Raw genomic sequence first — 22,204 nt, 5'->3', positions numbered from 1 at the left:
TTAAACACCCATGGGCGACTGGATTTCAGTACTTTTATTAATCCTTGTTGGACTAGTTCTAATTTACTTAGAGCTGTTGTTTGTGCCAGGCACCACTATACTCGGACTTATTGGCTTAGGCCTATGCTTAACGGGGATTTATCTCAGTTATACCAGTCTTGGAAGCAGTACCGGTAATTGGGTGTTGGCAGGTACCCTAATGCTTTCTATTGTCGGTCTTGTTTTTAGTTTTAGATCTAAGTCTTGGCATAGATTTTCGCTCAAAACCGCCAACAACAGTAAAGTGAATGAAGACTATTATTCAGGTCTCCAAATTGAGATGCGTGGAATAGCACTCTCCGATTTAAAACCAATTGGTAAAGGAGAATTTAATCATAAAACCTATGAGGTAAGGTCTAGCGGGGAGCACATAGCTTCCGGATCGAGCATTAAGATTACCAAAGTAGAGGGCAACAAAATTATAGTAGAAACAATAACCACTAGTTAATGGAAAATTATACTGTACTCATAGCCGTAATAGGCGGTATTATATTACTCTTCGTGTTCTTGTACTTTGTGCCAGTAAATCTGTGGATTACCGCACAATTCTCGAATGTAAGGGTTGGTCTGCTGGAGCTCGTATTTATGCGGATCAGGAAGGTTCCGCCTAGAATTGTGGTGGAATCCATGATTACTGCAACTAAAGCCGGGCTCGAAGTTAGTACAGCTGATTTGGAAACCCACTACTTGGCGGGAGGTAATGTCCCTTCTGTCATCAAGGCCTTGATTTCTGCAGATAAGGCCAATATAAGCCTTACTTTTAAACAAGCGACAGCCATTGATTTGGCCGGAAGAGATGTATTCGAAGCGGTACAGATTTCTGTAAACCCCAAGGTAATTACTACACCTAAAGTTGCGGCTGTTGCGGCCGATGGTATTCAGTTGATAGCCATTGCCAGGGTAACCGTAAGAGCCAACATCCAACAATTGGTTGGAGGTGCTGGAGAAGATACTATTTTGGCCAGGGTAGGTGAAGGGATTGTGACATCCATTGGTTCTGCAGGAACCCATAAAGAAGTGTTAGAAAATCCTGATAAGATTTCGAAGCTGGTGCTACAAAGAGGTTTAGATGCCGGAACGGCTTTTGAAATTCTTTCCATCGATATAGCCGATGTGGATGTTGGAGCCAATATTGGAGCGCAACTACAAACCGATCAGGCACAGGCCGATTTAAAAGTTGCCGAAGCCAAGGCCGAAGAAAGAAGAGCTATGGCCGTTGCCAACGAACAAGAGATGAAAGCCAAGTCTCAAGAGGCGAGAGCTAAGGTAATCGAAGCGGAAGCTGAAATTCCAAAGGCTATCGCTGAGGCATTCAGATCAGGAAATCTTGGAGTAATGGACTACTACAAGTTTGAAAACATAAAAGCCGATACCGACATGAGAGAATCCATAGCTAACCCTTCTCAAAAATCGGGAGGTGCCGGAAAGCGAAGAAGCGATGGGGGAAGTTCCAAAAGCTAGTCTAAAAGCCGGTACAAAGAAAACATAAGGAAGTGGCCCATAAGTCAGTTGAGTGCAATCCCTAGCCAGACTGCCGATAAGGGTATCTGAATTTCAAAATTAGGAGGCCCTGGCTTCGAGGTTTCTGACTGAATGGTGATTAGAGGGTACTTATTCAGGTTCTATTGAAGTAAACCAACTTGCGTCAGAGGTTGTGTTTTCGTAGTGCCTGATAAGGAGCGTTGGTGAAAAAACAATAGCCCATCCGATTTAAGCAGAGAACCCTGTGACGAGTTTTAAGACTTTTGAGATAACCTCTTTTCTTTTGAGGCTATTCCTTTTAATGGTGGGGCGGTAGCTCAATGCTCCGTGCGGTGAGAAGAGTGTCTAGTTAAGCTTGTATTTCTTGGTTTCGCTACCTTTAAAGCCTAAGAAAAGTTCTCCATACTGTTTTATGGATTTGTAAATGGTGGGTAGTATATCATTGCCTGATTTATGTATGACTCCATATAGTCCCTGTCTCTCCACCAGAAAATAGCCATTAGACAACGGTACAATACTATCGAATGATGGGTTTTTGATGATCTGACCATCACCAGAGGCTAGCCCGATTTTTGAATCGGCATACAATAAAAAGTAGTCTTCAATTCTTTCGATCAGGTCATAGTTCAGCGAAACTACCGCTTGGCCATTAATGTCTATGATTCCCCAACGGCTTGCACTTTCAACAATGGAAAGGCCATTTCTGAAGGCCTCCACTTGGTCAAAATTTGGTTGGATAATGAGGGTTTCGTCTTCATTTACAAAACCCCATTTCCCAATGAGTTTCACAGAAAATAAGCCTTCACTGTATTGACCTACCTCTTCGTAGCGGTTGGCTATGGTAAGTTGTGCTCGCGTATTAATGAAACCCCATTGCGCATTTTTCCGAATTGGAATAAAATCGTTGAGTTGCTTTCCCAAGGAATCAATGGAAGTGTCCAGCGCAAAAGCCTCTTGCTCAGTAGGTTTAAAAAAGAAACGCTTACCGTCCCTTTCCAGCAGCAAGGTGTTGGAGTCTATGGAAATTACCTTTTGGTAGTGGTGTTCCAAAAGAGGAGTTCCATTGAATTGGTATAACCTATAGGTGCCATCGGGACTCATTTTTACAATAGCTCCGGAAGAGTAATTGAAATCAGACTGGTCTCTGTATATAGGTTTTCCATACCAGTCAGCCAGTCCCCATTCAGTTCCTTGTTTATAGTAAACGTACTGCTGGTCTATAAATCTTAAACTGTCATAATAGGGAGTCATTATCCATAAACCCTTACTGTTAATCATTCCATAATTACCATTATAGTAAGCAATGGCTCTGTCGCTTGTAAACTCAGAGAGGTAATCGTACAGGAAGGGAGTTGTTTCTTTACCGTTTGAGCCTAGAAGGCCTATTTTATCATTCCTTTGGGCTTGAAAGTAGCCATTGTTCAAAGAAACGATGGATTGGTAGTTGAATAAATTGATTTTTTTACCCCTATAGTCAAAAACAGACCAGTTGTGTCCATCGGCCTGGCTTATTTTCCCGAAAAATACTTCATCATAAAGCTGCACTTCCTCAAACGAATCACGGAATAATGACTTACCATTGACGTCATAAACATTTAGACGATTGTCATTTTTGTTTCTGGTAACATAGCCGTGCCTTCCGGCTTTTATTAATTCTTGATCATCACTAAAACTGAGATAATTGGCTGCCCGATCGAGTAAGCCTACATCGTTATGAGACTTAGACACAAAGTGCCCATTGCTTAGCACCTCAATCGTGTTGAAAAAGTGCGACCTCGTAAAGCCCTCTGAGGAATACTCGTCCCACTGAGGGTAGGTGGAGGCTACAATATGATTGTCCTCTATGTCGATTCGCGAGTAATCCATTGGCACTACGGCCTCAAGGTTATTATTGAGTAATCCAAAATGATTATATCTGGAGACTTTAAAATAGTTGGTTCCGAGAACCTCTATTCTATTGTAGTCGAAATGAGTGAGCCTTTTACCTTTATCATTAAAAATAGCAGTGAGACCATCCTTGCTTGAAACGGCTAGAAATTGATTGATAGGGGTGATTTGTATGTGTTCTATTGGTATGATGACGCTTCCTCTTTCACTCATATAGCCCGTTAGGTATTGTCCACCTTTTTTCTGAGTAGCTATCAGACCTTCGTGAGCGGGTGTAAGCTTGCTATATTCCGTAAGAACAATCATTTTCCCACGACTATCGATTACTCCATACTCCCTTAAAATGCTGTGCTGAGATTTTTGTGAAACTATAATATGGCCCTTGGGGGTTGGGAAAAGATCTTGGTAGAGATGCTGTGTGACTTTAGAACCATCTGTATTGATAAGAGCCCACTTTTCGTTTTTTCTCGCCCCAAGCACTCCATCAATTACCTGAAAGGTATGGTTTGACCAGCCAAGCGCTTCGTAGGTAGGGGGAATTATTACCGCTTGTGTAGCCGACTCCTTGAGGCCCACTTTTCCGTTTTCGGTAAAGGGTTCATACTGATTGGCTGCGGCTTGCCATGGGCCAAAAAAAAGAATTAAGAAAACGAAGCCTCGAAAAACCATAGAAGTGACCTACCAACCCGAAAGCTGAGAAAAAAAGCTTTTATAGTAAAGGCTTATGCAATAAAAGGAACTATTGTTTTACCGGATCTTTTTCCAGGTTGAAAAGGTCGTTGAGGACATCAATGAGCGTTTCTGCCTCTCCACGCTGACAAGCGGCCTTTAATTGCAGTACAGGAAGCTTCATAATCTTGTTGGTAATGCTCTTAGAAAACTTATCGGCAAAGGCTTCTACTTCCGGGCTGGCGTTCTTAAGGTGCTTTTTGAGTTCTTCCTGACGGATGTCTTCAAGTGCTTTTTTAAGTTTATGTATGGTGGGTGAAACCTCCATTTCGCGAGACCAATCCAGAAATTCGGTCATAGATTGGGCTATAATAGCTTCTACCTGGGGTATGGCATCTATTCTTTTTTGTACCGCCTGAGAAGTCTTGTCGTTGATTTCATCAATATTGTACAGACTCACCCCCTTAATGGATTCCACGGCCGGTGAAATGGAGCGAGGTATACTCAAATCGATAAAGTATTTCAGGCCATTCTCAGGCAATACTTCCAGGTCGTTAAGGTCTATAAAATCTTTTATGGGCAGGCTTGAAACAACAATGTCATACTCGGCCAGTTTGTTCTTTATGCCTTCAAACTCCGTTTTGCCAAAGCCACATTGCAGGGCAACTTCATTGAGTTTATCAGTGCTGCGGTTGGTAAGGGTAATTTCAAATGCGGAACCCATTAGGTTTTTCGCGAGGTCTTCGCCAATCTCGCCTAAGCCAATAACGAGGATTTTAGCATCTACAAATCCTTGAGCAAGGGTTTTTATAAGCTCAGCGGTTGCGTAAGAAACACTGGCAGCACCATCTCTAAAGGCTGTTTCTTGCACTACTCGTTTATTGGCAAAAAATATGGTGTGCAGTAATCGGTGCAGGTATGGCCCGGCTGTATTGGCATCGGCCGCCATTTGGTAGGCTCTTTTTATCTGATTGATGATCTGAAGGTCGCCTACAACCTGGGCTTCCAAGCCAAGAGAAACCCTAAATAAATATTGAGCAGCATCTTCCGATTTGTCAATACTATCGAAGTATTGAGCGTATTGAGAGGAGTTGGTTAACCCTTTTTTCGCGCACAGAAAACCGATCAGTTCGTTCGAAAGGTTATGAGAGTGGCTGTAGTAAATCTCAGTGCGGTTGCAGGTAGATAGCACCATAAGGTCGCTCACCTCAGCAACTTGAACGAACTCTTCCAAAAACTCTTTGGCTAGAGCATCATCTATCGAGAGCACTTCACGTATTTCTACCGGTGCTTTTTTATACGATAAACTAAGAACTTTAAAACCCTCTCTCATTCTAATTTGCGCCTACCTCTTCTAATACGCTGTGCAAAAATAAACCCTACTCTCCCGTTAAAAAAGTGATCAATATCAGTGTTTGCTATTTAGAATCATTCTACTTAACAAAGTACTCGTATTATAATATTCCTAAATTAAGAATTTTTTATCTTAAAGCACGCAATTAAATAAACACCAGCATGATCAATCGTGCTAAACAACTCTTTTTCAGGCTTATAAGTTTCAGTAAAACAGAGGCGAAAGGAACAGTGGTTTTGTTTGTCCTGATTGGTTGTTGTCTTGTTGCTCCAAGGGTCTATATCCGCTTTTCAGGCAGGACTTATGATAATCAGGCTGATCGTTTAAAGCTAGATAGTCTTTTAACTCAGATTGAGGCTTTTCGGGATACCATGGTTAAACCAGAGGTAGAACTGAAAAAATTTGATCCCAACCAAGCCTCTGTAGATGACTTGGTGGCCGTGGGTATTCCTCGCTTTTTGGCTCAACGTATTGAGCGATACAGAAATGGAGGAGGGTTCTTTAGAGTAAGAGATGACCTTTCAAAGATTTATGATTTCCCCGATTCGCTTTTTTTGGTGTTAGAGCCATTTATTGATTTACCCAGGCAACCAATTGGAATACAGAAGAAGGCTGTCGTTAGGAAGTCAGAGGGCCAAAAGAGAAACGAAAGCGCCCGATGGGTGGAGCAGGTAAGTCGGTTTGAAGAGCCGGGGCTTATGATTGATATCAATAAGGCTGATTCGGCTGATTTTCAACAACTACATGGCATTGGCCCGGGTTATGCTGGTCGCATGATAAAGTTCAGAGAAGCATTGGGAGGGTTTCATTCCGTGGAGCAACTGGCTGATTTATATGGTATGAGCGACAGTCTCTATCTACAAATCAGAAGCTTTTTGCATGTAGCCGACTCGGTAACGCTTAAAGCGATTCCTATCAATATAGCCACCTTCAAGCAACTTAACAGTCATCCTTACATAAGCTATGAACTGACTAAAGAAATATTGATGACCAAGAGCAAATATGGTAAATTCAAAACTCCGGAAGACTTGAGAAGGCTTAGTTTACTAGACTCTTCTACCCGGATGAAGCTAATACCATATATTAAGTTCTAATGCTCAAAATTCTAAGTGCCAGCCAAATTCGACAGGCAGACGCCTATACTATAAAGCATGAGCCAATTACTTCATGGGCCTTAATGGAAAGGGCTTCTCAGGCCTTTGTCGATGAATTCTGTACACATGTTTCGATGGAGCAGACCATTACCGTAGTGGCAGGTATGGGAAATAATGGCGGTGACGGATTGGCTATTGCCCGCCTTTTACGAAACAAAGGATATCAGGTGAAGCCTGTGTTGCTTCAATGGCAAGGTAAGCTTAGTGAGGATTGTGAGAAAAACCTGACTAAGTTGAGTGATGTGGTGCAGGTAGTTTCTCCGGAAGACTTCAGTGCTCCCAAAACGGATGTGCTTATTGATGCTATATTCGGCTCCGGCCTCAACCGGCCCGTTACTGGCGGTTTGGCTAAGGTAATAGAACAGCTTAACCGGAGTTCGGCCATGCGTATCTCAGTAGACATTCCTTCCGGTTTGTTTGCTGATGAAGTAAATAGCGAAGGTGAGATAGTGAGGGCAGATATGACTATCACTTTCCAATGCCCCAAGCTTAGTATGCTTCTGCCTGAAAGTGGAATCTACGCGGGAGAGTTGAAAATAGTAGATATAGGGCTACACAGGGCTTTTGTTGAGCAGTTAGGAGGTCATTACCACTACATCACAAAAGCAGTGGAAAAGCTTTTTCCTCAACGGCATAAATTTCAGCATAAAGGAAACTTTGGTCATGTGCAGGTGTTTGCCGGTAGTTTAGGGAAAATAGGGGCTGCCTATTTGTGCGCCAAGGGAGCCATGCGAGCCGGGGCGGGTCTTCTAACTTTGCATGTGCCACAATGCGCAATGGCAATACTTCAGACCAGTTTACCCGAAGCCATGCTCACTCTGGATGATGACTATGCGCACATTAGTTCGTCAGGAATCCTTGATAAGACCAACGTGGTTTGCTTTGGCCCGGGGGTAGGTACACACATCGCTACGGTAGAGGCTTTGAGGGGATTGCTAGAGTCATATTCAGGGCCACTGGTAATTGATGCTGACGGTTTAAATATACTTTCAGAACATAGTGAGCTAGCAGATATGCTTCCTGTCAATACCATAATTACTCCTCATGTGGGTGAGTTTCACCGGTTGTTCGGAGAACACTCGCATGGTTTGGGCCGTATAGAGACGGCCAGGCAACAGGCCATGAGGAGAGAATGGATTATAGTACTAAAGGGAGCCCACACAGCAATTGTTGCGCCAAACGGTAATGTTTATTTTAACTCCACCGGTAATCCGGGAATGGCTACAGCAGGTAGTGGCGATGTGCTGGCCGGAGTAATTAGTGGTTTACTCGCACAGGGCCTCAGCCCACTGGAGGCGGCTCAGCTGGCTGTTTACTGGCATGGTAAGTCCGGAGATGAGGCGGCAAAAAATGTAGGAAAACTGTCATTGATGGCATCAGATTTGCTGGAATTCTTACCGAAATCGAATCTTAACGTTTAGAACATGTGATTTATTGAAAAAAAACTTACATTTATCTAAACCTTAAACACTTAATAAGGGTCTAACTAAATAATGAGGGTCTTCAACCATCACATATCGCTTTTCAAATGGCTGCTTACGTTGGCGCTAGTGCTGCTTGCATATTCTGCTTCTGCACAGTCTAAGGCTTTGGCTGGAGCAACCTCAACCAACCCCAACGAAAAGGTGAAAGTTGGAATTTTCCCTAATCCAACATCCGATTTTCTGAACATTGATCTTACTAAGCTAGATTTGGAGAAGCCTCAATTCGAGATTCGAAGCATTATAGGCAGTAAAATGACTGCGGTAGTAGAGGATAATGGACCTAAAAAGTACAAGGTTGATGTGCAGTCTTTTCCCAGAGGGTATTATTTGGTGATTGTACGAGACGATCGGTCAAAATTTCAACAAACGGTTCGATTCAGCAAGAAATAGTTGCTTTGATAAAAAATATAAAAGCACGCTAACCTTCGGTTGGCGTGCTTTTCTTTTTTGAAGTAAGTAAGACTTAAAATTCTGCGTTGCCCGGAGTGCGCGGGAAAGGAATTACATCTCTAATATTACCCATGCCCGTTACAAAGATCATTAGTCGTTCAAAGCCCAGGCCAAAGCCACTGTGGGGTACAGTTCCGAACCTTCTGGTATCGAGGTACCAGTCCATTTCCTCGTGCGGAATCCCCATTTCCGTCATTCGTGCACTAAGTACATCCAGTCGTTCTTCACGCTGTGAACCTCCAACAATTTCGCCTATGCCCGGAAAAAGTATGTCCATGGCGGCTACCGTTTTGTTATCGTCATTCATCCGCATATAAAAGGCTTTAATTTCCTTTGGGTAATCCGAAAGAATAACCGGCTTCTGAAAATGCTTCTCTACAAGGTAGCGTTCATGTTCAGACTGGAGGTCGGTGCCCCAACCTTCAATGGGGTATTGAAATTTCTTCTTTTTATTAGGGTTAGAGTTTCTGAGTATATCAACTGCTTCGGTATAAGAAACTCTTTCAAATTTATTCTCTACAACAAACCGCAGTTTATCGGTAAGGCTCATGGCACTTCGCTCGTTAGCAGGTTTATTTTTCTCTTCATCAAGAAGCCTTTTTTCCAGAAAGGCCAGATCGTCTGCACAATGATCAAGGGCGTACTGAACCAGATACTTCAAAAATTCTTCGGCCAGATCCATGTTATCTTCCAGGTCATAGAAGGCCATTTCAGGCTCAATCATCCAGAATTCGGCCAAGTGTCGAGTGGTGTTGGAATTTTCGGCTCTAAATGTAGGGCCAAAGGTGTAGATTTCACCAAGTGCCAATGCTCCCAATTCGCCTTCTAATTGTCCAGAAACAGTAAGATTGGTTTCTTTACCAAAGAAGTCTTCGCTAAAATCTACAGAGCCATCTTCTTTTAATGGAGGGTTTTTGGCATCAAGCGTGGTTACGCGAAACATTTCCCCGGCACCTTCAGCATCGCTGCCCGTAATAATAGGGGTGTGCATGTAGTTAAACCCTTTGTTGTTGAAGAATTGATGCACAGCAAAAGACATGGCATGGCGCATGCGCAGGATAGCGCTAAAGGTGTTGGTTCTTGGTCTCAGGTGAGCTATTTCGCGCAAAAACTCAAACGAGTGTTTCTTTGGTTGCAAGGGGTATTTCTCAGGGTCGGCTGCACCAAGCACCACTATAGTTTTGGCGTGTATTTCTACAGCTTGGCCAGACCCCTGGCTTTCTACCAATTGCCCGGTAACAGCCAGGCTGGCTCCGGTGGTTACAAGTTTAAGCACGTTTTCCGGTATGGTATTCGGATCGGCCACTACCTGGATATTGTTAATGGTTGAACCATCGTTTAAAGCAATAAAGTTTACGTGTTTATTGCCTCTTTTGGTACGTACCCAACCTTTAACATGCACGTCCATTCCAGTGGAGGTGCTTTTTAGTAGTGCGGAAATCTTAGTTCTCCTCATTTTCATAGTTCCGAATTGTGCTATTCAAAAAGAAGTGCAAAGCAATCATTTTTTAAGGGGATTCACAACTTATTCATGGCCAAATACATGAGGAGACAGAGGGCCAAAAAGACCTGTGCTTTTGTATAGTTTTATAGCCTGGGGTGCTGCAATGCCCGATTTTTAAAAATTGCATGATTTTTGTTAAAAAGTGTTGCTTGTGTCTTCAATCTAAACGTCTTTCCTTTATCTTTGAGTGAAAGGTCAGAAAAAATTACCGCATGCAAAAACTCAGTTTAAGTCAGTCCTTAAGCCAAAAGCTCTCACCGCAGCAGATTCAGTTTATAAAACTGTTGCAGGTGCCAACTGCCGAGTTGGATGCTCGAATTGAAGAAGAGTTGGAGTTAAACCCGGCTTTGGAAGAGGGGAGAGAAGAACCTGAAAACTTGCAGGAGAGTGAGGATTTTGACGATAATTTTGACGACAACTCATCGGATGAGCTGAATGTAGAAGACTATTTGGCAGATGATGATTATTCCGGATATAAAATGCAAGGCGATGGCAACTACAATGACGATGAAGATCGGGAAATGCCAATTGCTATGCAGGCCAGTCTCAATGATCAGTTAGAGGCGCAGCTAGGGTTTCTTGGTCTCGATGAGCGGCAGGAGAGAATCGGTAAACAATTACTGGGAAGTATTGAATCTGACGGATACATACGCAGAGAGCTAGAGGCTATTGTAAATGACCTTGCCTTTTCTCAGAATATTGAAACTGATGTGGAAGAGCTGGAAGAGTTGCTTTTGGAAATTCAAAAGTTTGACCCGCCAGGAATTGGAGCCAGAAATCTACAAGAGTGCTTGCTTATTCAGTTGGACAGAAAGAAAGAGGACAACGAGGGAGATGAGGAAATGGAAAGGGTGCTTGAGGTGGCCTATAACATTGTTTCGCTTTGTTTCGATGAATTTACCAAGAAGCACTACGACAAAATAATTAAGAAGCTCAATCTTGAAGATGAAGAACTCTTTAAAGAGGCTATATCTTCTATTACACGCCTAAATCCAAAACCAGGTGGGGTTTCCGGTGGATTGGTAAAAACTCAGTACCTCATTCCGGACTTTTTACTTACCAATAATAATGGCAAGCTCGATCTTACACTAAATTCCAGAAATGCTCCTGAGCTTAAGGTGAGCCGCTCATACAGCGAGATGTTTAGTGCCTATGACAAGAGCGATAAGAAGGATAAGAAACTCAAAGAAACGGTAACCTTTGTGAAGCAGAAGTTAGATGCTGCCAAGTGGTTTATAGATGCCATAAAGCAAAGACAGAATACACTGCTAAGAACCATGGAGGCCATTGTTAAGTATCAGTACGAGTTTTTTCTGGAGGGAGATGAGACCAAGTTGAGGCCTATGATTCTGAAAGATATTGCCAACGAAATTCAGATGGATATTTCTACCGTTTCCAGGGTGGCCAACTCTAAATCCGTACAAACAGACTTCGGTATATTTCCTCTGAAATACTTCTTTAGCGAAGGTATTTCTACCATGAGTGGTGAAGACGTAAGTAGCAGAGAGGTTAAGACCATATTGGCAGAGCTTATTGATAAAGAAAATAAGAGAAAGCCTCTTTCAGATGATAAACTAGAAAAGGCGTTGAAGGCCAAAGGCTATAATATTGCCAGACGTACGGTGGCCAAATACCGAGAACAATTAAACATTCCTGTAGCCCGACTAAGAAAAGAACTCTGATTTGAATTTTGCGGCCAAGCTTATAACCTATCTGATTCAACCACTACTAATGCCTTCAGTGGTTTTTTATACCATACTTTTTCACTTAAGAGATAGTAGTAATCTCACCAATAATGGCAAACTAACTGTCGTAGGGCTGGTGTTTATCACCACTTTTGTAATTCCGGCTCTCACAGTGGTAATGTTCAAAATCACTAAGGTTATAAAGGACTTACACATGAAAAATAGAAGAGACAGACTAATGCCATTCTTGTTTATTTCTATTTTCTACCTCATTGTAACTTTTATGATAGAAGGGCAAGGCTGGATGACTCCATTGCTGAATCTGGCATTCTTAGCCATAACGGTGGTAGTGGTGGCTACCAATGGAATTACCTTTCGTTGGAAAATTAGTGCTCATGCTGCCGGAGTTTTTGGTTGGCTGGGGTTTGTTTTGGCGCTTCAGAGAGCCTATCCAAGTACGCATGAACTCTTTCCGGTGCTCTTGGTTAGTCTCTTGCTTTGTGGCCTGGTATCTTGGGCTCGTTTATATTTGAATGCTCACACACCCAGAGAAGTTTTGGCCGGAGCAATGCTGGGCTTTGGGGTGTGTTTTGGTTCCATATCCTTATTTCTGTAGACTATGTACGAATTTATTAAATACACAATTGCCAATGGTGTGGCCACCATAACATTGAACAGGCCGGAAGTGTACAACGCACTGAATAACGAGATTACCTTTGAGTTACAGGACGCCCTAAAAAGCGCTAAGAAAAATGATGAGGTAAGGGTTCTGGTGTTAACCGGTGAGGGGAAGGCTTTCTGTAGTGGGCAAGACCTGAAAGCCTCATCTAAAGAGCCAAACAGGTCTTTTTCAGATTCACTGCATAAGCGGTATAACCCCATTATACAGGCCATTCGCAATATGCCCAAGCCGGTAATTTGTAGGTTAAATGGTGTGGCGGCCGGTGCCGGTTGTTCGTTTGCTTTAGCATGTGACCTGATTGTGGCGGCCGAAAGTGCCAAGCTTATAGAAGTATTTGTGAATATCGGTTTGGTACTAGACTCAGGCTCGTCTTACTTTCTTCCTCGGTTGGTAGGTTCGGCCAAAGCCTTTGAGTTGGCCACTATGGGTACACGTGTAGGAGCAAAAGAGGCCGAAGCCATGGGGCTAATTAATAAATCTGTTGCCGATGATGAGCTGGACAGTGCGGTGAAAACCTACACCGATTATTATGCAGCTGCCCCCACAAAGGCCATTGGTCTTATGAAGGCTATGCTTAACAAATCGCAAAACGCTACACTTTCAGAAATGCTGGAGTACGAAGCATATATGCAAGACATTGCAGGAGCCTCGCACGATTATACGGAAGGCGTTCAGGCTTTCCTGGAAAAAAGAAAGCCCAACTTTCTGGGCAAGTAAAAAATTGTTTTAGAAGAACCCCAGGCACCCGCACTAACCTGTGGGTGCCTTTTTTATTAGAAACCTGTCAGAGAAACTCCAAAGGTGAAGTTTCGGGTATTTTCTCCTCCGGCAGGTGCTACATCAAACTTATCGGACAGCTCATAATAGCCAAAGAGGCTAAAGCCACCAAAGCCTACTCTTCCCTGAACACCGTATCTAAAACGAGTTAGACCATAGTCAGCTCTGTTCTTTACCATGTGGTTTTCACCGGTGGTATCTTCCCACTTGTATTTGGTAAATGAAGAATACAACATGCCCACTTTGCCACCAAGTGCAGCTCTGAAGCCTCTTGAGTATTGGTTTTTGCGCTTATAGAATCGTATTTCTAGAGGAATGTCTACGTAGTTGGCAGCGAATTTAGATTTACCAAATTCGAATACATTGCTTAGTTGATTAGTCAATTGGGCAGGGGCCACCACCAGGTTGCCCGTATTGTCGAGTGAACTGGTCAATGTATAGTTATCTTTTAAAGAAAATTTTTCGAGGCCTAAACCTAGTCCGGGAGTAAAAGTGAATTTACTGTTGCCTATGGGAAGGTCGTAATAGTAAGTGATGTTTACCGTTTTTGACTCAAAATTATTAAGTATCAGATTGTCAGGCACATCGGTCCAATTGTTTACCCCAATATCAATAATCAATGCTCCGGGAAGGTCTGGTCTTTGTGCCTTGGCAACATTTCCCAACATGAACAAAACAACGATGGCTAACGCAAATTTTTTCATAGAATGTCTCGATTTGAGCGGTGGCAAAGTTAGTATTTTTTAAAAGTTATAATAGTGCTCTTTTGCAAAGAAAAAGAATTACATACCTTTGCAGCCTATTTTAACGGACTTTAACCAAAGTCATTGTACGGCCTCGTAGCTTAACTGAATAGAGCACCTGATTACGGCTCAGGAGGTTCCAGGTTTGAATCCTGGCGAGGTCACCAAAAAGCCCCCAACTTTTGGGGGCTTTTTTTATGGCCGTATCATCCTGTTTTTTTACTCCCAATTCCACCTAATTGTCTTCTAAGTGTGTCTGAGCCATGTCACTGAAGAAATACGCTTGGTTAGGTGTTGTGCCTGATTTCTGTCAGAGAATATACCATCGGCTCTATTTATGTTACCACTTACATAAATAGATTGAGTGATAATTTGCTCAAGTATTACATTCAGGTTAAAGGTCAAAAAAATGATAGCATATAAAGGTCAACACACCATCCACAAGATGGGTGGTCAGATTTATTGGAAGTCGGATAATGGAGAAATGGAAGGAATCAATAATGGTTTTGCCCTTTTTAGCTCCAGCAATCTGTATGGCGAAAACCAGAAAACGAGGTTTTCTGTGCGGTTTGGAATAAGCGGCACACAGGAGTATCTCATTGAAGATAAGCTGCTCCAGGTCAATCAGCAGCAGTTTTTGGTAATGAATGCGGGTACCAATTACACGGTTAGAGCCCAGAACAATGAGGATGTCACTATGTTGGCGTTCTGTTTCAACGAGTCTTTTGTCAAAGACTTTGTGAACTTTCATATGAACAGTGAAGATGAGTTGATAAGCCAAAACGGTATCTACGACTTAGTAGGTTCTGTGCCCGAATTTCCGTTGCACACCTTTTTTGTAGATGAAGAGGTGCGGCCCGTGATTCGCGATATTATTCACGCCAAACTTTATCTTTCAATCGATGAAATAGACGATTACTCAATCTTCAATCGAATTCTGGAAATGGTCTTTGCCGACTGTTCTTCTCAACTCACCCACTTTGAAAATCAGAATATTGTAAAGCAGTCGACTAAAGTAGAGTTGTACAAGCGGCTTTCTATTGCCAGAGACTACATTCAGGCTCATTATTGCGAAGAAATAAACCTCAATGAGCTATCGAGAGTAGCTTGTCTTAGTCCTTATCATTTTCACAGAGCATTTAAGAAGACTTTTGGAATAACCCCTAAAAAGTTTGTGACCGCATTGCGCATGGAGCGTTCCAAATGGTTGCTTCGTCATAGAGAAAGCAATGTACAAGCTATTTGCAATGAGGTAGGTTTTAAAGATGTAAGCTCTTTTACCCGACTATTTGCCAGTTACACAGGCTTAACCCCCTCGGCTTACCGCAATCAGCAGGTGAGTGCCTATGCTATTTCTGCCTGATACTGAACATAAGCTTCCTTTTGTGGTTTTGTATGTCAGCCGACAGAAGCTTTAAATCCCGGTGTATTCCGGGATTCATTCTTTCTATCATTTGTTTCTTCGAGGCATTCTGTTTCATTTGGAGTGCCAAAGCGGCTTAAATCTGCATGGCTGATTAACTTCGTATGTGCAAGAAGCCAAGCTTAGGTACAGTCCATTTTCAGAATGTTTACTTAATTAACCTATGTCAAAGACCTATTATAATTCCGAAGACCTCAAAAAGTTTGGAGACATCACCGAGTTTCAGAAAGAAATGGGAGACAAGTTCTTCGATTGGTACGGAGCTGTGTTTAAGCCCGGGGCTCTTTCAGCTCGTGAAAAATCCCTGATTGCTCTGGCAGTATCGCACGCCATTCAGTGTCCATACTGTATAGATGCTTATACCGATGCCAGTATGAAAAAAGGAGCCGATGAAGAGCAAATGATGGAAGCTGTACATGTAGCCGCAGCCATTAGGGGCGGAGCATCATTGGTGCATGGTGTACAAATGATGAATAAAATGAAAGAAAAATTAATGTAATCTATGTCTTTAGCCACTCTCAAAAGAGCAAATCACTGGTTGTCTTCTCCGCAAGAGCAGATAAAAATATTAAGCGATCATCAGAAAATTGGTATCCCCAGTTTTGAGCAAAAGCTGAACGAATCGGGGGTTCATAGTCTTAGGCCTACGGGTATAGATGTGTTTCAGGTCAATGTGGGTAAAATGTGCAACCAGGTATGTAAACATTGCCATGTAGATGCCGGGCCTGACCGAAAGGAGATTATGACCCGCCAAACCATGCAGCAGATTATCGATGCGCTTGATGGTATGCCGGTTAAAACAGTGGATCTTACCGGTGGTGCCCCGGAAATGAATCCTGACTTCAGGTGGTTTGTAGAGCAGCTTTCTGAGAGAAATATAGAGATAATTGTACGGTGTAACCTTACCATTATATTGGCCAATCCTAAGTACTATGATTTACCGGAGTTTTTCAGGCGACACAAAGTAAATGTGGTTTCTTCTTTGCCCTCTTTTACCGCAAGAAGAACTGATGCACAGCGAGGCGATGGGGTTTTTAATAAGAGTATTGAGGCTCTGAAGATGCTAAATGCCGTAGGTTACGGAAAAGAGAATACCGGTCTTAAACTAGATCTGGTCTATAATCCTTCAGGAGCCTATCTGCCGGACGATCAGGCGGTGTTGGAGCAGGAATATAAACATAAGCTAAAAGACGGTTTTGGTATTGAATTCAACCAACTATATGCCATTACTAATCTGCCGGTGAGTCGGTTTTTGGATTACCTGCTCAACTCAGGCAATTACGAAGAGTATATGAGTGATCTGGCCAATGCTTTTAACCCGGTTGCAGCAGAAGGAGTAATGTGCCGAAACATGATTTCCATTGGCTGGGATGGCTATTTATATGACTGCGATTTTAATCAAATGCTTGAATTAAAGTTGAACCATGGTGCACCAAATCATATTAGCGACTTTGACTGGCAGAAAGTACTCAACAGAGAAATAATTATTAATCAACATTGCTTTGGGTGTACGGCCGGAGCAGGGTCCAGTTGCGGAGGAAGCACCACCGCCTAATGTCCATGTGGTGGCCCGGTGAGGTTGGGGAGGAGCGGTTGAAGAAAGGTTGACTAGCTGTGCTTTCATAGTTGTCGATCGATCCGGAGGGCTTTATCACCACTTGTTCAAGGAGTTTTAAGTTCGCTTCCCTTGAAACACACCTATTTTTCTTATTTTCATCGGTTAATAACAACCGAAAATGAGAACTATTGAAGGCAACGAAAAGACCAAAGAAGGAAAACTTAGGCGATGGGTGGCCAATCTGCAATTGGAAAGCTGGCAGTTGGAGCTGCTCATAACGGGTTTTTCTATTTTCTTGCTGGCTAGCGGCTACGATGAATACCAGCGGTTCAAAGAAGCTTTGTACTTCGATAAGTTGGTAAAGATGAACGACAGTACTGTGATTTTCACGGCTGCCGGTCGGTTTGTGCTCAGTTCCATTCCTTTTCTTATTCGCTTTTTTCTCATTAGTCTCTTACTGCATCTGCTCCTTAGAGGGTTCTGGATTGGTATTGTGGGCCTGAGTTCGGTTAACAATGCCATAGACTTTGAAAAGCTCAACCTCAAAGGGCCCTTTCGTAAGTACTTGCCCGCCAGAGTGAGAACCTTAGACGACCTCATTTTCTTTATCGATCAGATATCCAGTGTCATTTTTGCCTATACCTACCTATTGGTTTTTTCCGTGCTATCGGTGGCCTTAGTAGGAGCCTTTCTGTTCATTTTATTAGGTAGTATTAATATTCTGCCACAGTATATTGGCAATCAGGCTGTTTTAGGTATAACTGTTTTTACAGTGATGTTGCTGGCCATGCTGCTACTGGTGGCAGCCATTATTTTCTTTCTGGATACTCTTCTCTTTAGTGCTTTCAAAAAATCCCGATGGTTTTCATCCATCTATTTTCCGCTCTATAGGCTCTTTAGCATAATAAGCCTGTCTTTCATTTACAGAAGCATATATTATCACCTCATTACCAATTACAAGAAGAAGCACATTGTGAGCGTTAGTGCTACGCTGCTAGTACTTTTGCTTTTGTCGGTGCAGTTCGGTAAATGGGACAGATACATGTATTTTCCCCATCAAAACGGAAGCAACCGGTTTATTGTAAAAAATGATGTTTATGACGATGAAAGGGGTAATGCCTATATAAGAGAGGCCAGTATCCCTTCCAAAATAGTAGGTTCGGACTTTCTTCCTCTTTTTATTCGCTACAGCCCGGAACAAAACACCAGTTTTAAATACTTCTGCCCTGAGGTGAATTTTTTGAACGATGAAGTGACTATCACCGATGGTATAAAGGCCGGTATGGCTTCGGCTCAAGATACTATCCACACCCTTAGCGAACTGATGTACGATGCCGGGTCTTTTGAAGAAAAGCTGACCAGAGGATTGGCCTGTGTTCAGAAAAACTACGAGGTATATTTAGACGATGAGTTGGTGGAAAATGACTTTCTTTATACCACTCATGGCAACAGGAATGAGAAAGGTTTTTTGCAAATGCTGGATTTAACCGAGATAGAACGGGGTAAGCACGTGATCTCCATCAAACGGCTCGACTTTCAGGGCAATCCCATGATTCAGGAAATGTCAGACAGTCGCTTTAAAATGGTTGATATGCTGGAAATAGTATTCTGGAAAGAATAAGTAACCGCTAACATAATGAGCAAGAATTAACCTGTTGGGGCTTAGTATATTAATGCTTGCAAATGCATTGATATGATTAGGAACTATCTCAAAGTTGCTCTTAGAAACATTCTCAGACAGAAGTTTTTTGCAGTTATTAATATCAGCGGGCTGGCCATTGGCATATCTTGCTGCCTGCTTATTTTGGCCTATGTAAGCGAGGAGTTTAGCTATGATAATTTTCACCCTGAAAAAGAAAATATTTATCGAATAGCCTTAGACCGGAAGTTTCCTGATAACGCCTTTGTTTATGCCCGCACTCCCATGCCAATGGGCACAACCCTGGCCACCGATGTGCCCACCGTTACTTCATTTACTCGCATTTATGCAGCCTTTAACTCCCTCACATTTGTGGATGAAGACCGTCAGTTCGATGAGCGAAATGTAATGGCAGTAGACTCAACCTTCTTCGATTTCTTTGCTGTAGAATTTGTGGCGGGCGATAAAAACACAGCACTCGACATGCCCAACTCGCTGGTTGTAACGGAAGATATGGCCAGAAAATACTTTGGAGACGAACCGGCTGTGGGTAAACAGCTAACCATACAAAATGTGGGTGAAGTAATGGTTAGAGGGGTAGTGAAGCCAATGCCCGTAAACAGTCACTTTCATTTCGATTTTCTGTTTTCATTGAGCACTATTCCTGGCTTGTATCAGAATAATTTTTGGGGCTCTTACAATACGCATACCTATATAAAACTAGAACCTAGAACTTCGGTGGAAAGCATTGAGGCCAGTATTCGGCAGATTGTAAAGACCTATATGGAGCCTCAGGTACAGAATATTTTAGGCATAAGCTGGGCTCAGTATGAGGAGGCTGGTAACGACCACCGGTATTTTCTTCAGCCCCTGGAGTCAATTCACCTCAACTCAAACCTTCAGTGGGAAATAGAGCCCAATGGCAATAAGACAGTCGTTCATTTATTCCTGGCCATATCTATATTCATTCTTCTCATTGCCTGCATCAACTTTATTAATCTTACAACGGCACGGGCGGCCAATAGAGCGCGCGAGGTGGGCATGCGCAAGGTGCTCGGTGCACTCAAAAACCAGCTCATAGGTCAATTTTTGGTAGAGTCAATTATTATGTGTCTGCTAGCCACTGTGTTGGCCACCGGAATGGCCTCACTACTCTTACCTTTTTTCAATCAATTGGCCGGAAAATCATTCAGCATTGAAGGTTTGCTTAGCACAGAGGTATGCCTGGGACTGGCGGCCTTTTCCATGGCTTTAGGCATATTGGCTGGTTTATACCCGGCCTTTGTGCTTTCGGCATTCAAGCCGGTAGTTGTGCTTAAGGGCAAGGCCAGTATGGGAGCCAGAAATTCCTGGTTGCGCAATACTCTGGTAATTCTTCAGTTTGGTATCTCCATTATTCTTGTGATTGGTACACTCATTATCTATCAGCAAATCAATTACATGGTCAACAAGCCTCTTGGCTTTGATAGAGATCAGCTGGTTATAGTAGAAAGAGCAGGCATGATGGGGCAGGAGATTGAGACGTTTAAAAACATACTATTGGACAACCCGAATATTAGTTCGGCAGCCGGAGTAAACACCTTTCCCGGCCGACAGGTAAATGGCGGAACTTTTATGGACGTGCAGGGAAGCGCCAGCGACCGGTATTTAATTCCGAACTTAAGAGGAGATTATGATTTGATTGAAACCATGGGGCTTGAAGTGATTGATGGGCGAGCTTTTGACCGCAACATAATAACAGATACCACTGCCATTATAGTCAACGAAGCAGCCGTGCGTACTTTTGGATGGAGTGATCCAATTGGCAAACAATTGCAGCCTATTAATGGGCCAATCTATAACGTGATTGGGGTGGTAAAAGACTTCCACTTTGAATCGTTGCATCAAAACATTGGGCCTTTGGCCTTGATGGCCTCCGACTTGCGAAACGGAGCCGGACTTATGGTATTAAAAATGGCCAACGAAAATGTGGCTTCAACCATGGCTACTATAGAACAAGCCTGGAGTAATTTTGTGCCTCAGCGCCCTCTACAACTCACCTTTGTAGATCAGGAGTTTGGGGCACTGTACGAGGCAGAAAGAAGGAGTGGACGGTTGTTTTCTTCCTTTGCGGTGCTAGCCATAGTTATAGCCTGTTTGGGAGCCTTCGGACTGGCGGCATTTTTGGCTACTCAACGCAGAAAGGAAATTGGTATTAGAAAAGTACTTGGGGCTTCGGTGAGTAGCATTGTTCGTCTGCTGAGTATGGAGTTTGTAAAACTCATATTGTTGGCCAATCTCTTGGCCTGGCCTTTAGCTTACTATTTAATGCAGCAATGGCTAAGCAGCTTTGCCTATGCGGTGGGGGTTAATCTGTGGTATTTTGGGATAGCCACAATTGTCTCTATTCTGATAGCTCTATTGACTATATCATTCCATAGCATAAGAGCGGCTCTTATGAACCCCTCTCATACATTGCATACGGAATAATCTATTTGGTGAAGAAGGGAGTCCTTATTGTCCTTTTACGATTTGACGAATCTTAAGAAATACAAAACCGAAGATCATCAAATAACCAGTTGCCATTAGGGTAAGTGTTGTTTCAATTGCCATATCTCTTTCTTAATGTTTATTCAAAATTGAGACATTTGGGCAGGGTATGACTGAGCGATTTGCTCAAATTGTTTTCTACGTATTTTACGTAGACGGCCTATGGTTTACCCTATGGTCTAGGGCTATCTCCACCGTATACGATTAAACTTTTTGGCCTTCACAAAGCTATCGGGGATATTCTTTACAATACTTTCTCTGAGGCTTTCCAGTACCGCTTCTTTATTGAATCCCTTATGTACAGCCAGGCTTATCTCTCGGGTAGGCTCTGGCTTTTCGAAGCGTTTTATGCGCAAATCATCCATTTGATCTATTACTGAAAGTTCAGGTACAAGGGTGTAGCCCATGTGGTTTTTTACCAGGTTGCGCAATGTTTCAATGGAGCCACTTTCATAACTAATGTTTTCCATTTTGGACGAGCGCCTTTGGTTACAAAGAGAAAGTACCTGATCGCGCAGGCAATGCCCCTGATTGAGCAGCCATAAGCCTTTTTCGGGCAATTGCTCGGGAGTAACAGATCTGCGGGCAAAAAGTGGGTGCTGTTCGGCAACGTAGAGTAAAAAAGGCTCGTTGTACAGCGGGATTTCACGGATGTTGGATTCATCGAGAGGGGTGGCCAAAATACCAATGTCCAGCAGATCGTGTTTGATGTCATGGATAATTTGTTCCGATTCAATTTCCCTTACCTTCAGCGAAATTTTTGGATTGTTATCAGTGAAGTGTTTTAAAAAACGAGGCATAAGATAGGGCGCAACGGTAGGAATTACGCCAATGCGGAATACCCCACTCATGGCATCTTTCTCCGTATTTACATAGTCTTTCAAACCATTTACCTCTCTCAGAATTTGGCGAGCCCTATCTATGATCTGTCGCCCGGTTTTTGTCGGTTCTATGGGGTGCTTGGACCGGTCGAAAATCAATGTCCCCATTTCGTTTTCCAGCTTTTTTATTTGCAGCGTTAGCGTGGGCTGCGTAACAAAGCAACTGTCGGCTGCCGTAACAAAATGGCGGTGAGTGTCTAAGGCAACGATGTACTCTAATTGTTGTAATGTCATATTTATGAAATCAATAGAGAGTAAAGGAAC

The 22,204-nt window shown here is 42.8% G+C and carries 18 protein-coding genes and 1 tRNA gene; 14 read left to right on the top strand and 5 right to left on the bottom strand.

Features of this window, described 5'->3' with window-relative positions; all coding sequences use genetic code 11:
* Positions 1-10: 10 nt before the first annotated feature.
* Together B3O12_RS06535 and floA are read left to right on the top strand one after the other, a co-directional pair.
* Positions 11-487, top strand: a complete 477-nt coding sequence (locus B3O12_RS06535) for an NfeD family protein (protein ID WP_286755715.1) — start codon at positions 11-13, stop codon at positions 485-487.
* Positions 487-1,500 carry a flotillin-like protein FloA gene (gene floA / locus B3O12_RS06530; RefSeq protein WP_189630386.1) on the top strand — a complete coding sequence of 338 codons (1,014 nt, stop codon included), beginning with the start codon at positions 487-489 and terminating at the stop codon, positions 1,498-1,500. Before B3O12_RS06535 ends, floA begins: the two co-directional genes overlap by 1 nt.
* Positions 1,501-1,866: 366 nt before the next feature.
* Here the strand turns inward: floA and B3O12_RS06525 are convergent, their stop codons facing one another.
* Entirely contained in the window at positions 1,867-4,077 is a 2,211-nt protein-coding gene (locus B3O12_RS06525) for a WG repeat-containing protein (protein ID WP_286755714.1), read from the bottom strand.
* A 70-nt stretch (positions 4,078-4,147) separates the two neighbouring features.
* Complete coding sequence (hemA, locus tag B3O12_RS06520) at positions 4,148-5,410, bottom strand: glutamyl-tRNA reductase (RefSeq protein ID WP_189630388.1); 1,263 nt, start codon at positions 5,408-5,410, stop codon at positions 4,148-4,150.
* A 182-nt stretch (positions 5,411-5,592) separates the two neighbouring features.
* Between hemA and B3O12_RS06515 the strand changes: the two genes are divergently transcribed.
* The 3 genes from B3O12_RS06515 to B3O12_RS06505 all read left to right on the top strand — a co-directional run bounded on the left by B3O12_RS06515 (position 5,593) and on the right by B3O12_RS06505 (position 8,459).
* Positions 5,593-6,525, top strand: coding sequence for a helix-hairpin-helix domain-containing protein (locus tag B3O12_RS06515; protein WP_286755713.1), 933 nt, complete (start codon positions 5,593-5,595; stop codon positions 6,523-6,525).
* The gene (locus B3O12_RS06510) at positions 6,525-8,006 is read left to right on the top strand and encodes an NAD(P)H-hydrate dehydratase (protein ID WP_286755711.1); all 1,482 of its coding nucleotides are present in this window, start codon (positions 6,525-6,527) and stop codon (positions 8,004-8,006) included. Before B3O12_RS06515 ends, B3O12_RS06510 begins: the two co-directional genes overlap by 1 nt.
* Positions 8,007-8,078: 72 nt before the next feature.
* Positions 8,079-8,459 carry a T9SS type A sorting domain-containing protein gene (locus tag B3O12_RS06505; RefSeq protein ID WP_189630391.1) on the top strand — a complete coding sequence of 127 codons (381 nt, stop codon included), beginning with the start codon at positions 8,079-8,081 and terminating at the stop codon, positions 8,457-8,459.
* Positions 8,460-8,532: 73 nt separating this feature from the next.
* On the opposite strand, the gene asnS is transcribed toward B3O12_RS06505, so the two are convergent.
* Positions 8,533-9,981: an asparagine--tRNA ligase gene (asnS, locus tag B3O12_RS06500; protein ID WP_286755710.1), complete on the bottom strand. Its 1,449-nt coding sequence runs from the start codon at positions 9,979-9,981 to the stop codon at positions 8,533-8,535.
* A 254-nt stretch (positions 9,982-10,235) separates the two neighbouring features.
* Here asnS and rpoN point away from each other — a divergent pair, with 254 nt between their 5' ends.
* From rpoN to B3O12_RS06485, 3 genes are read left to right on the top strand one after another with little or no spacing between them, the layout of a single operon-like run.
* Positions 10,236-11,705, top strand: coding sequence for an RNA polymerase factor sigma-54 (rpoN, locus tag B3O12_RS06495; RefSeq protein ID WP_189630393.1), 1,470 nt, complete (start codon positions 10,236-10,238; stop codon positions 11,703-11,705).
* A 49-nt stretch (positions 11,706-11,754) separates the two neighbouring features.
* Positions 11,755-12,324: a phosphatase PAP2 family protein gene (locus B3O12_RS06490; RefSeq protein WP_189630394.1), complete on the top strand. Its 570-nt coding sequence runs from the start codon at positions 11,755-11,757 to the stop codon at positions 12,322-12,324.
* 3 nt (positions 12,325-12,327) lie between these two features.
* Complete coding sequence (locus B3O12_RS06485) at positions 12,328-13,107, top strand: enoyl-CoA hydratase-related protein (protein WP_286755709.1); 780 nt, start codon at positions 12,328-12,330, stop codon at positions 13,105-13,107.
* Between the two features lie 56 nt (positions 13,108-13,163).
* On the opposite strand, the gene B3O12_RS06480 is transcribed toward B3O12_RS06485, so the two are convergent.
* Positions 13,164-13,871 carry an outer membrane beta-barrel protein gene (locus B3O12_RS06480; RefSeq protein ID WP_286755708.1) on the bottom strand — a complete coding sequence of 236 codons (708 nt, stop codon included), beginning with the start codon at positions 13,869-13,871 and terminating at the stop codon, positions 13,164-13,166.
* A 129-nt stretch (positions 13,872-14,000) separates the two neighbouring features.
* Here B3O12_RS06480 and B3O12_RS06475 point away from each other — a divergent pair.
* The 6 genes from B3O12_RS06475 to B3O12_RS06450 all read left to right on the top strand — a co-directional run bounded on the left by B3O12_RS06475 (position 14,001) and on the right by B3O12_RS06450 (position 20,999).
* Positions 14,001-14,077: transfer RNA gene (locus tag B3O12_RS06475), tRNA-Arg, on the top strand.
* A gap of 242 nt (positions 14,078-14,319) precedes the next feature.
* On the top strand, positions 14,320-15,273 hold the full coding sequence (locus tag B3O12_RS06470) for an AraC family transcriptional regulator (protein WP_286747733.1): 954 nt from the start codon (positions 14,320-14,322) through the stop codon (positions 15,271-15,273).
* 223 nt (positions 15,274-15,496) lie between these two features.
* Positions 15,497-15,832 carry an arsenosugar biosynthesis-associated peroxidase-like protein gene (locus B3O12_RS06465; RefSeq protein ID WP_189630398.1) on the top strand — a complete coding sequence of 112 codons (336 nt, stop codon included), beginning with the start codon at positions 15,497-15,499 and terminating at the stop codon, positions 15,830-15,832.
* A gap of 3 nt (positions 15,833-15,835) precedes the next feature.
* Complete coding sequence (gene arsS / locus B3O12_RS06460; RefSeq protein ID WP_286755707.1) at positions 15,836-16,888, top strand: arsenosugar biosynthesis radical SAM (seleno)protein ArsS; 1,053 nt, start codon at positions 15,836-15,838, stop codon at positions 16,886-16,888.
* 181 nt (positions 16,889-17,069) lie between these two features.
* The gene (locus tag B3O12_RS06455) at positions 17,070-18,512 is read left to right on the top strand and encodes a hypothetical protein (RefSeq protein ID WP_286755706.1); all 1,443 of its coding nucleotides are present in this window, start codon (positions 17,070-17,072) and stop codon (positions 18,510-18,512) included.
* 72 nt (positions 18,513-18,584) lie between these two features.
* The gene (locus tag B3O12_RS06450; protein ID WP_286755705.1) at positions 18,585-20,999 is read left to right on the top strand and encodes an ABC transporter permease; all 2,415 of its coding nucleotides are present in this window, start codon (positions 18,585-18,587) and stop codon (positions 20,997-20,999) included.
* 245 nt (positions 21,000-21,244) lie between these two features.
* On the opposite strand, the gene B3O12_RS06445 is transcribed toward B3O12_RS06450, so the two are convergent.
* Positions 21,245-22,174: a LysR substrate-binding domain-containing protein gene (locus B3O12_RS06445; RefSeq protein WP_189630402.1), complete on the bottom strand. Its 930-nt coding sequence runs from the start codon at positions 22,172-22,174 to the stop codon at positions 21,245-21,247.
* Positions 22,175-22,204: the final 30 nt, after the last annotated feature.

It is taken from the genome of Roseivirga sp. UBA838 (genome assembly GCF_002296035.1).
Classification (GTDB): domain Bacteria; phylum Bacteroidota; class Bacteroidia; order Cytophagales; family Cyclobacteriaceae; genus Roseivirga; species Roseivirga thermotolerans.
This window is presented reverse-complemented; position numbering and strand designations above follow the sequence as displayed.

What these genes read in the sequence shown, in the direction of transcription:
- B3O12_RS06445 (WP_189630402.1), bottom strand. Translation starts at nt 22,174, where the DNA reads ATGACATTACAACAATTAGAGTACATCGTTGCCTTAGACACTCACCGC.
- B3O12_RS06505 (WP_189630391.1), top strand. Translation starts at nt 8,079, where the DNA reads ATGAGGGTCTTCAACCATCACATATCGCTTTTCAAATGGCTGCTTACG.
- hemA (WP_189630388.1), bottom strand. Translation starts at nt 5,410, where the DNA reads ATGAGAGAGGGTTTTAAAGTTCTTAGTTTATCGTATAAAAAAGCACCG.
- B3O12_RS06455 (WP_286755706.1), top strand. Translation starts at nt 17,070, where the DNA reads ATGAGAACTATTGAAGGCAACGAAAAGACCAAAGAAGGAAAACTTAGG.
- B3O12_RS06510 (WP_286755711.1), top strand. Translation starts at nt 6,525, where the DNA reads ATGCTCAAAATTCTAAGTGCCAGCCAAATTCGACAGGCAGACGCCTAT.
- B3O12_RS06490 (WP_189630394.1), top strand. Translation starts at nt 11,755, where the DNA reads ATGCCTTCAGTGGTTTTTTATACCATACTTTTTCACTTAAGAGATAGT.
- B3O12_RS06480 (WP_286755708.1), bottom strand. Translation starts at nt 13,871, where the DNA reads ATGAAAAAATTTGCGTTAGCCATCGTTGTTTTGTTCATGTTGGGAAAT.
- B3O12_RS06535 (WP_286755715.1), top strand. Translation starts at nt 11, where the DNA reads ATGGGCGACTGGATTTCAGTACTTTTATTAATCCTTGTTGGACTAGTT.
- asnS (WP_286755710.1), bottom strand. Translation starts at nt 9,981, where the DNA reads ATGAAAATGAGGAGAACTAAGATTTCCGCACTACTAAAAAGCACCTCC.
- arsS (WP_286755707.1), top strand. Translation starts at nt 15,836, where the DNA reads ATGTCTTTAGCCACTCTCAAAAGAGCAAATCACTGGTTGTCTTCTCCG.
- B3O12_RS06465 (WP_189630398.1), top strand. Translation starts at nt 15,497, where the DNA reads ATGTCAAAGACCTATTATAATTCCGAAGACCTCAAAAAGTTTGGAGAC.
- B3O12_RS06515 (WP_286755713.1), top strand. Translation starts at nt 5,593, where the DNA reads ATGATCAATCGTGCTAAACAACTCTTTTTCAGGCTTATAAGTTTCAGT.
- B3O12_RS06470 (WP_286747733.1), top strand. Translation starts at nt 14,320, where the DNA reads ATGATAGCATATAAAGGTCAACACACCATCCACAAGATGGGTGGTCAG.
- floA (WP_189630386.1), top strand. Translation starts at nt 487, where the DNA reads ATGGAAAATTATACTGTACTCATAGCCGTAATAGGCGGTATTATATTA.
- rpoN (WP_189630393.1), top strand. Translation starts at nt 10,236, where the DNA reads ATGCAAAAACTCAGTTTAAGTCAGTCCTTAAGCCAAAAGCTCTCACCG.
- B3O12_RS06485 (WP_286755709.1), top strand. Translation starts at nt 12,328, where the DNA reads ATGTACGAATTTATTAAATACACAATTGCCAATGGTGTGGCCACCATA.
- B3O12_RS06525 (WP_286755714.1), bottom strand. Translation starts at nt 4,077, where the DNA reads ATGGTTTTTCGAGGCTTCGTTTTCTTAATTCTTTTTTTTGGCCCATGG.
- B3O12_RS06450 (WP_286755705.1), top strand. Translation starts at nt 18,585, where the DNA reads ATGATTAGGAACTATCTCAAAGTTGCTCTTAGAAACATTCTCAGACAG.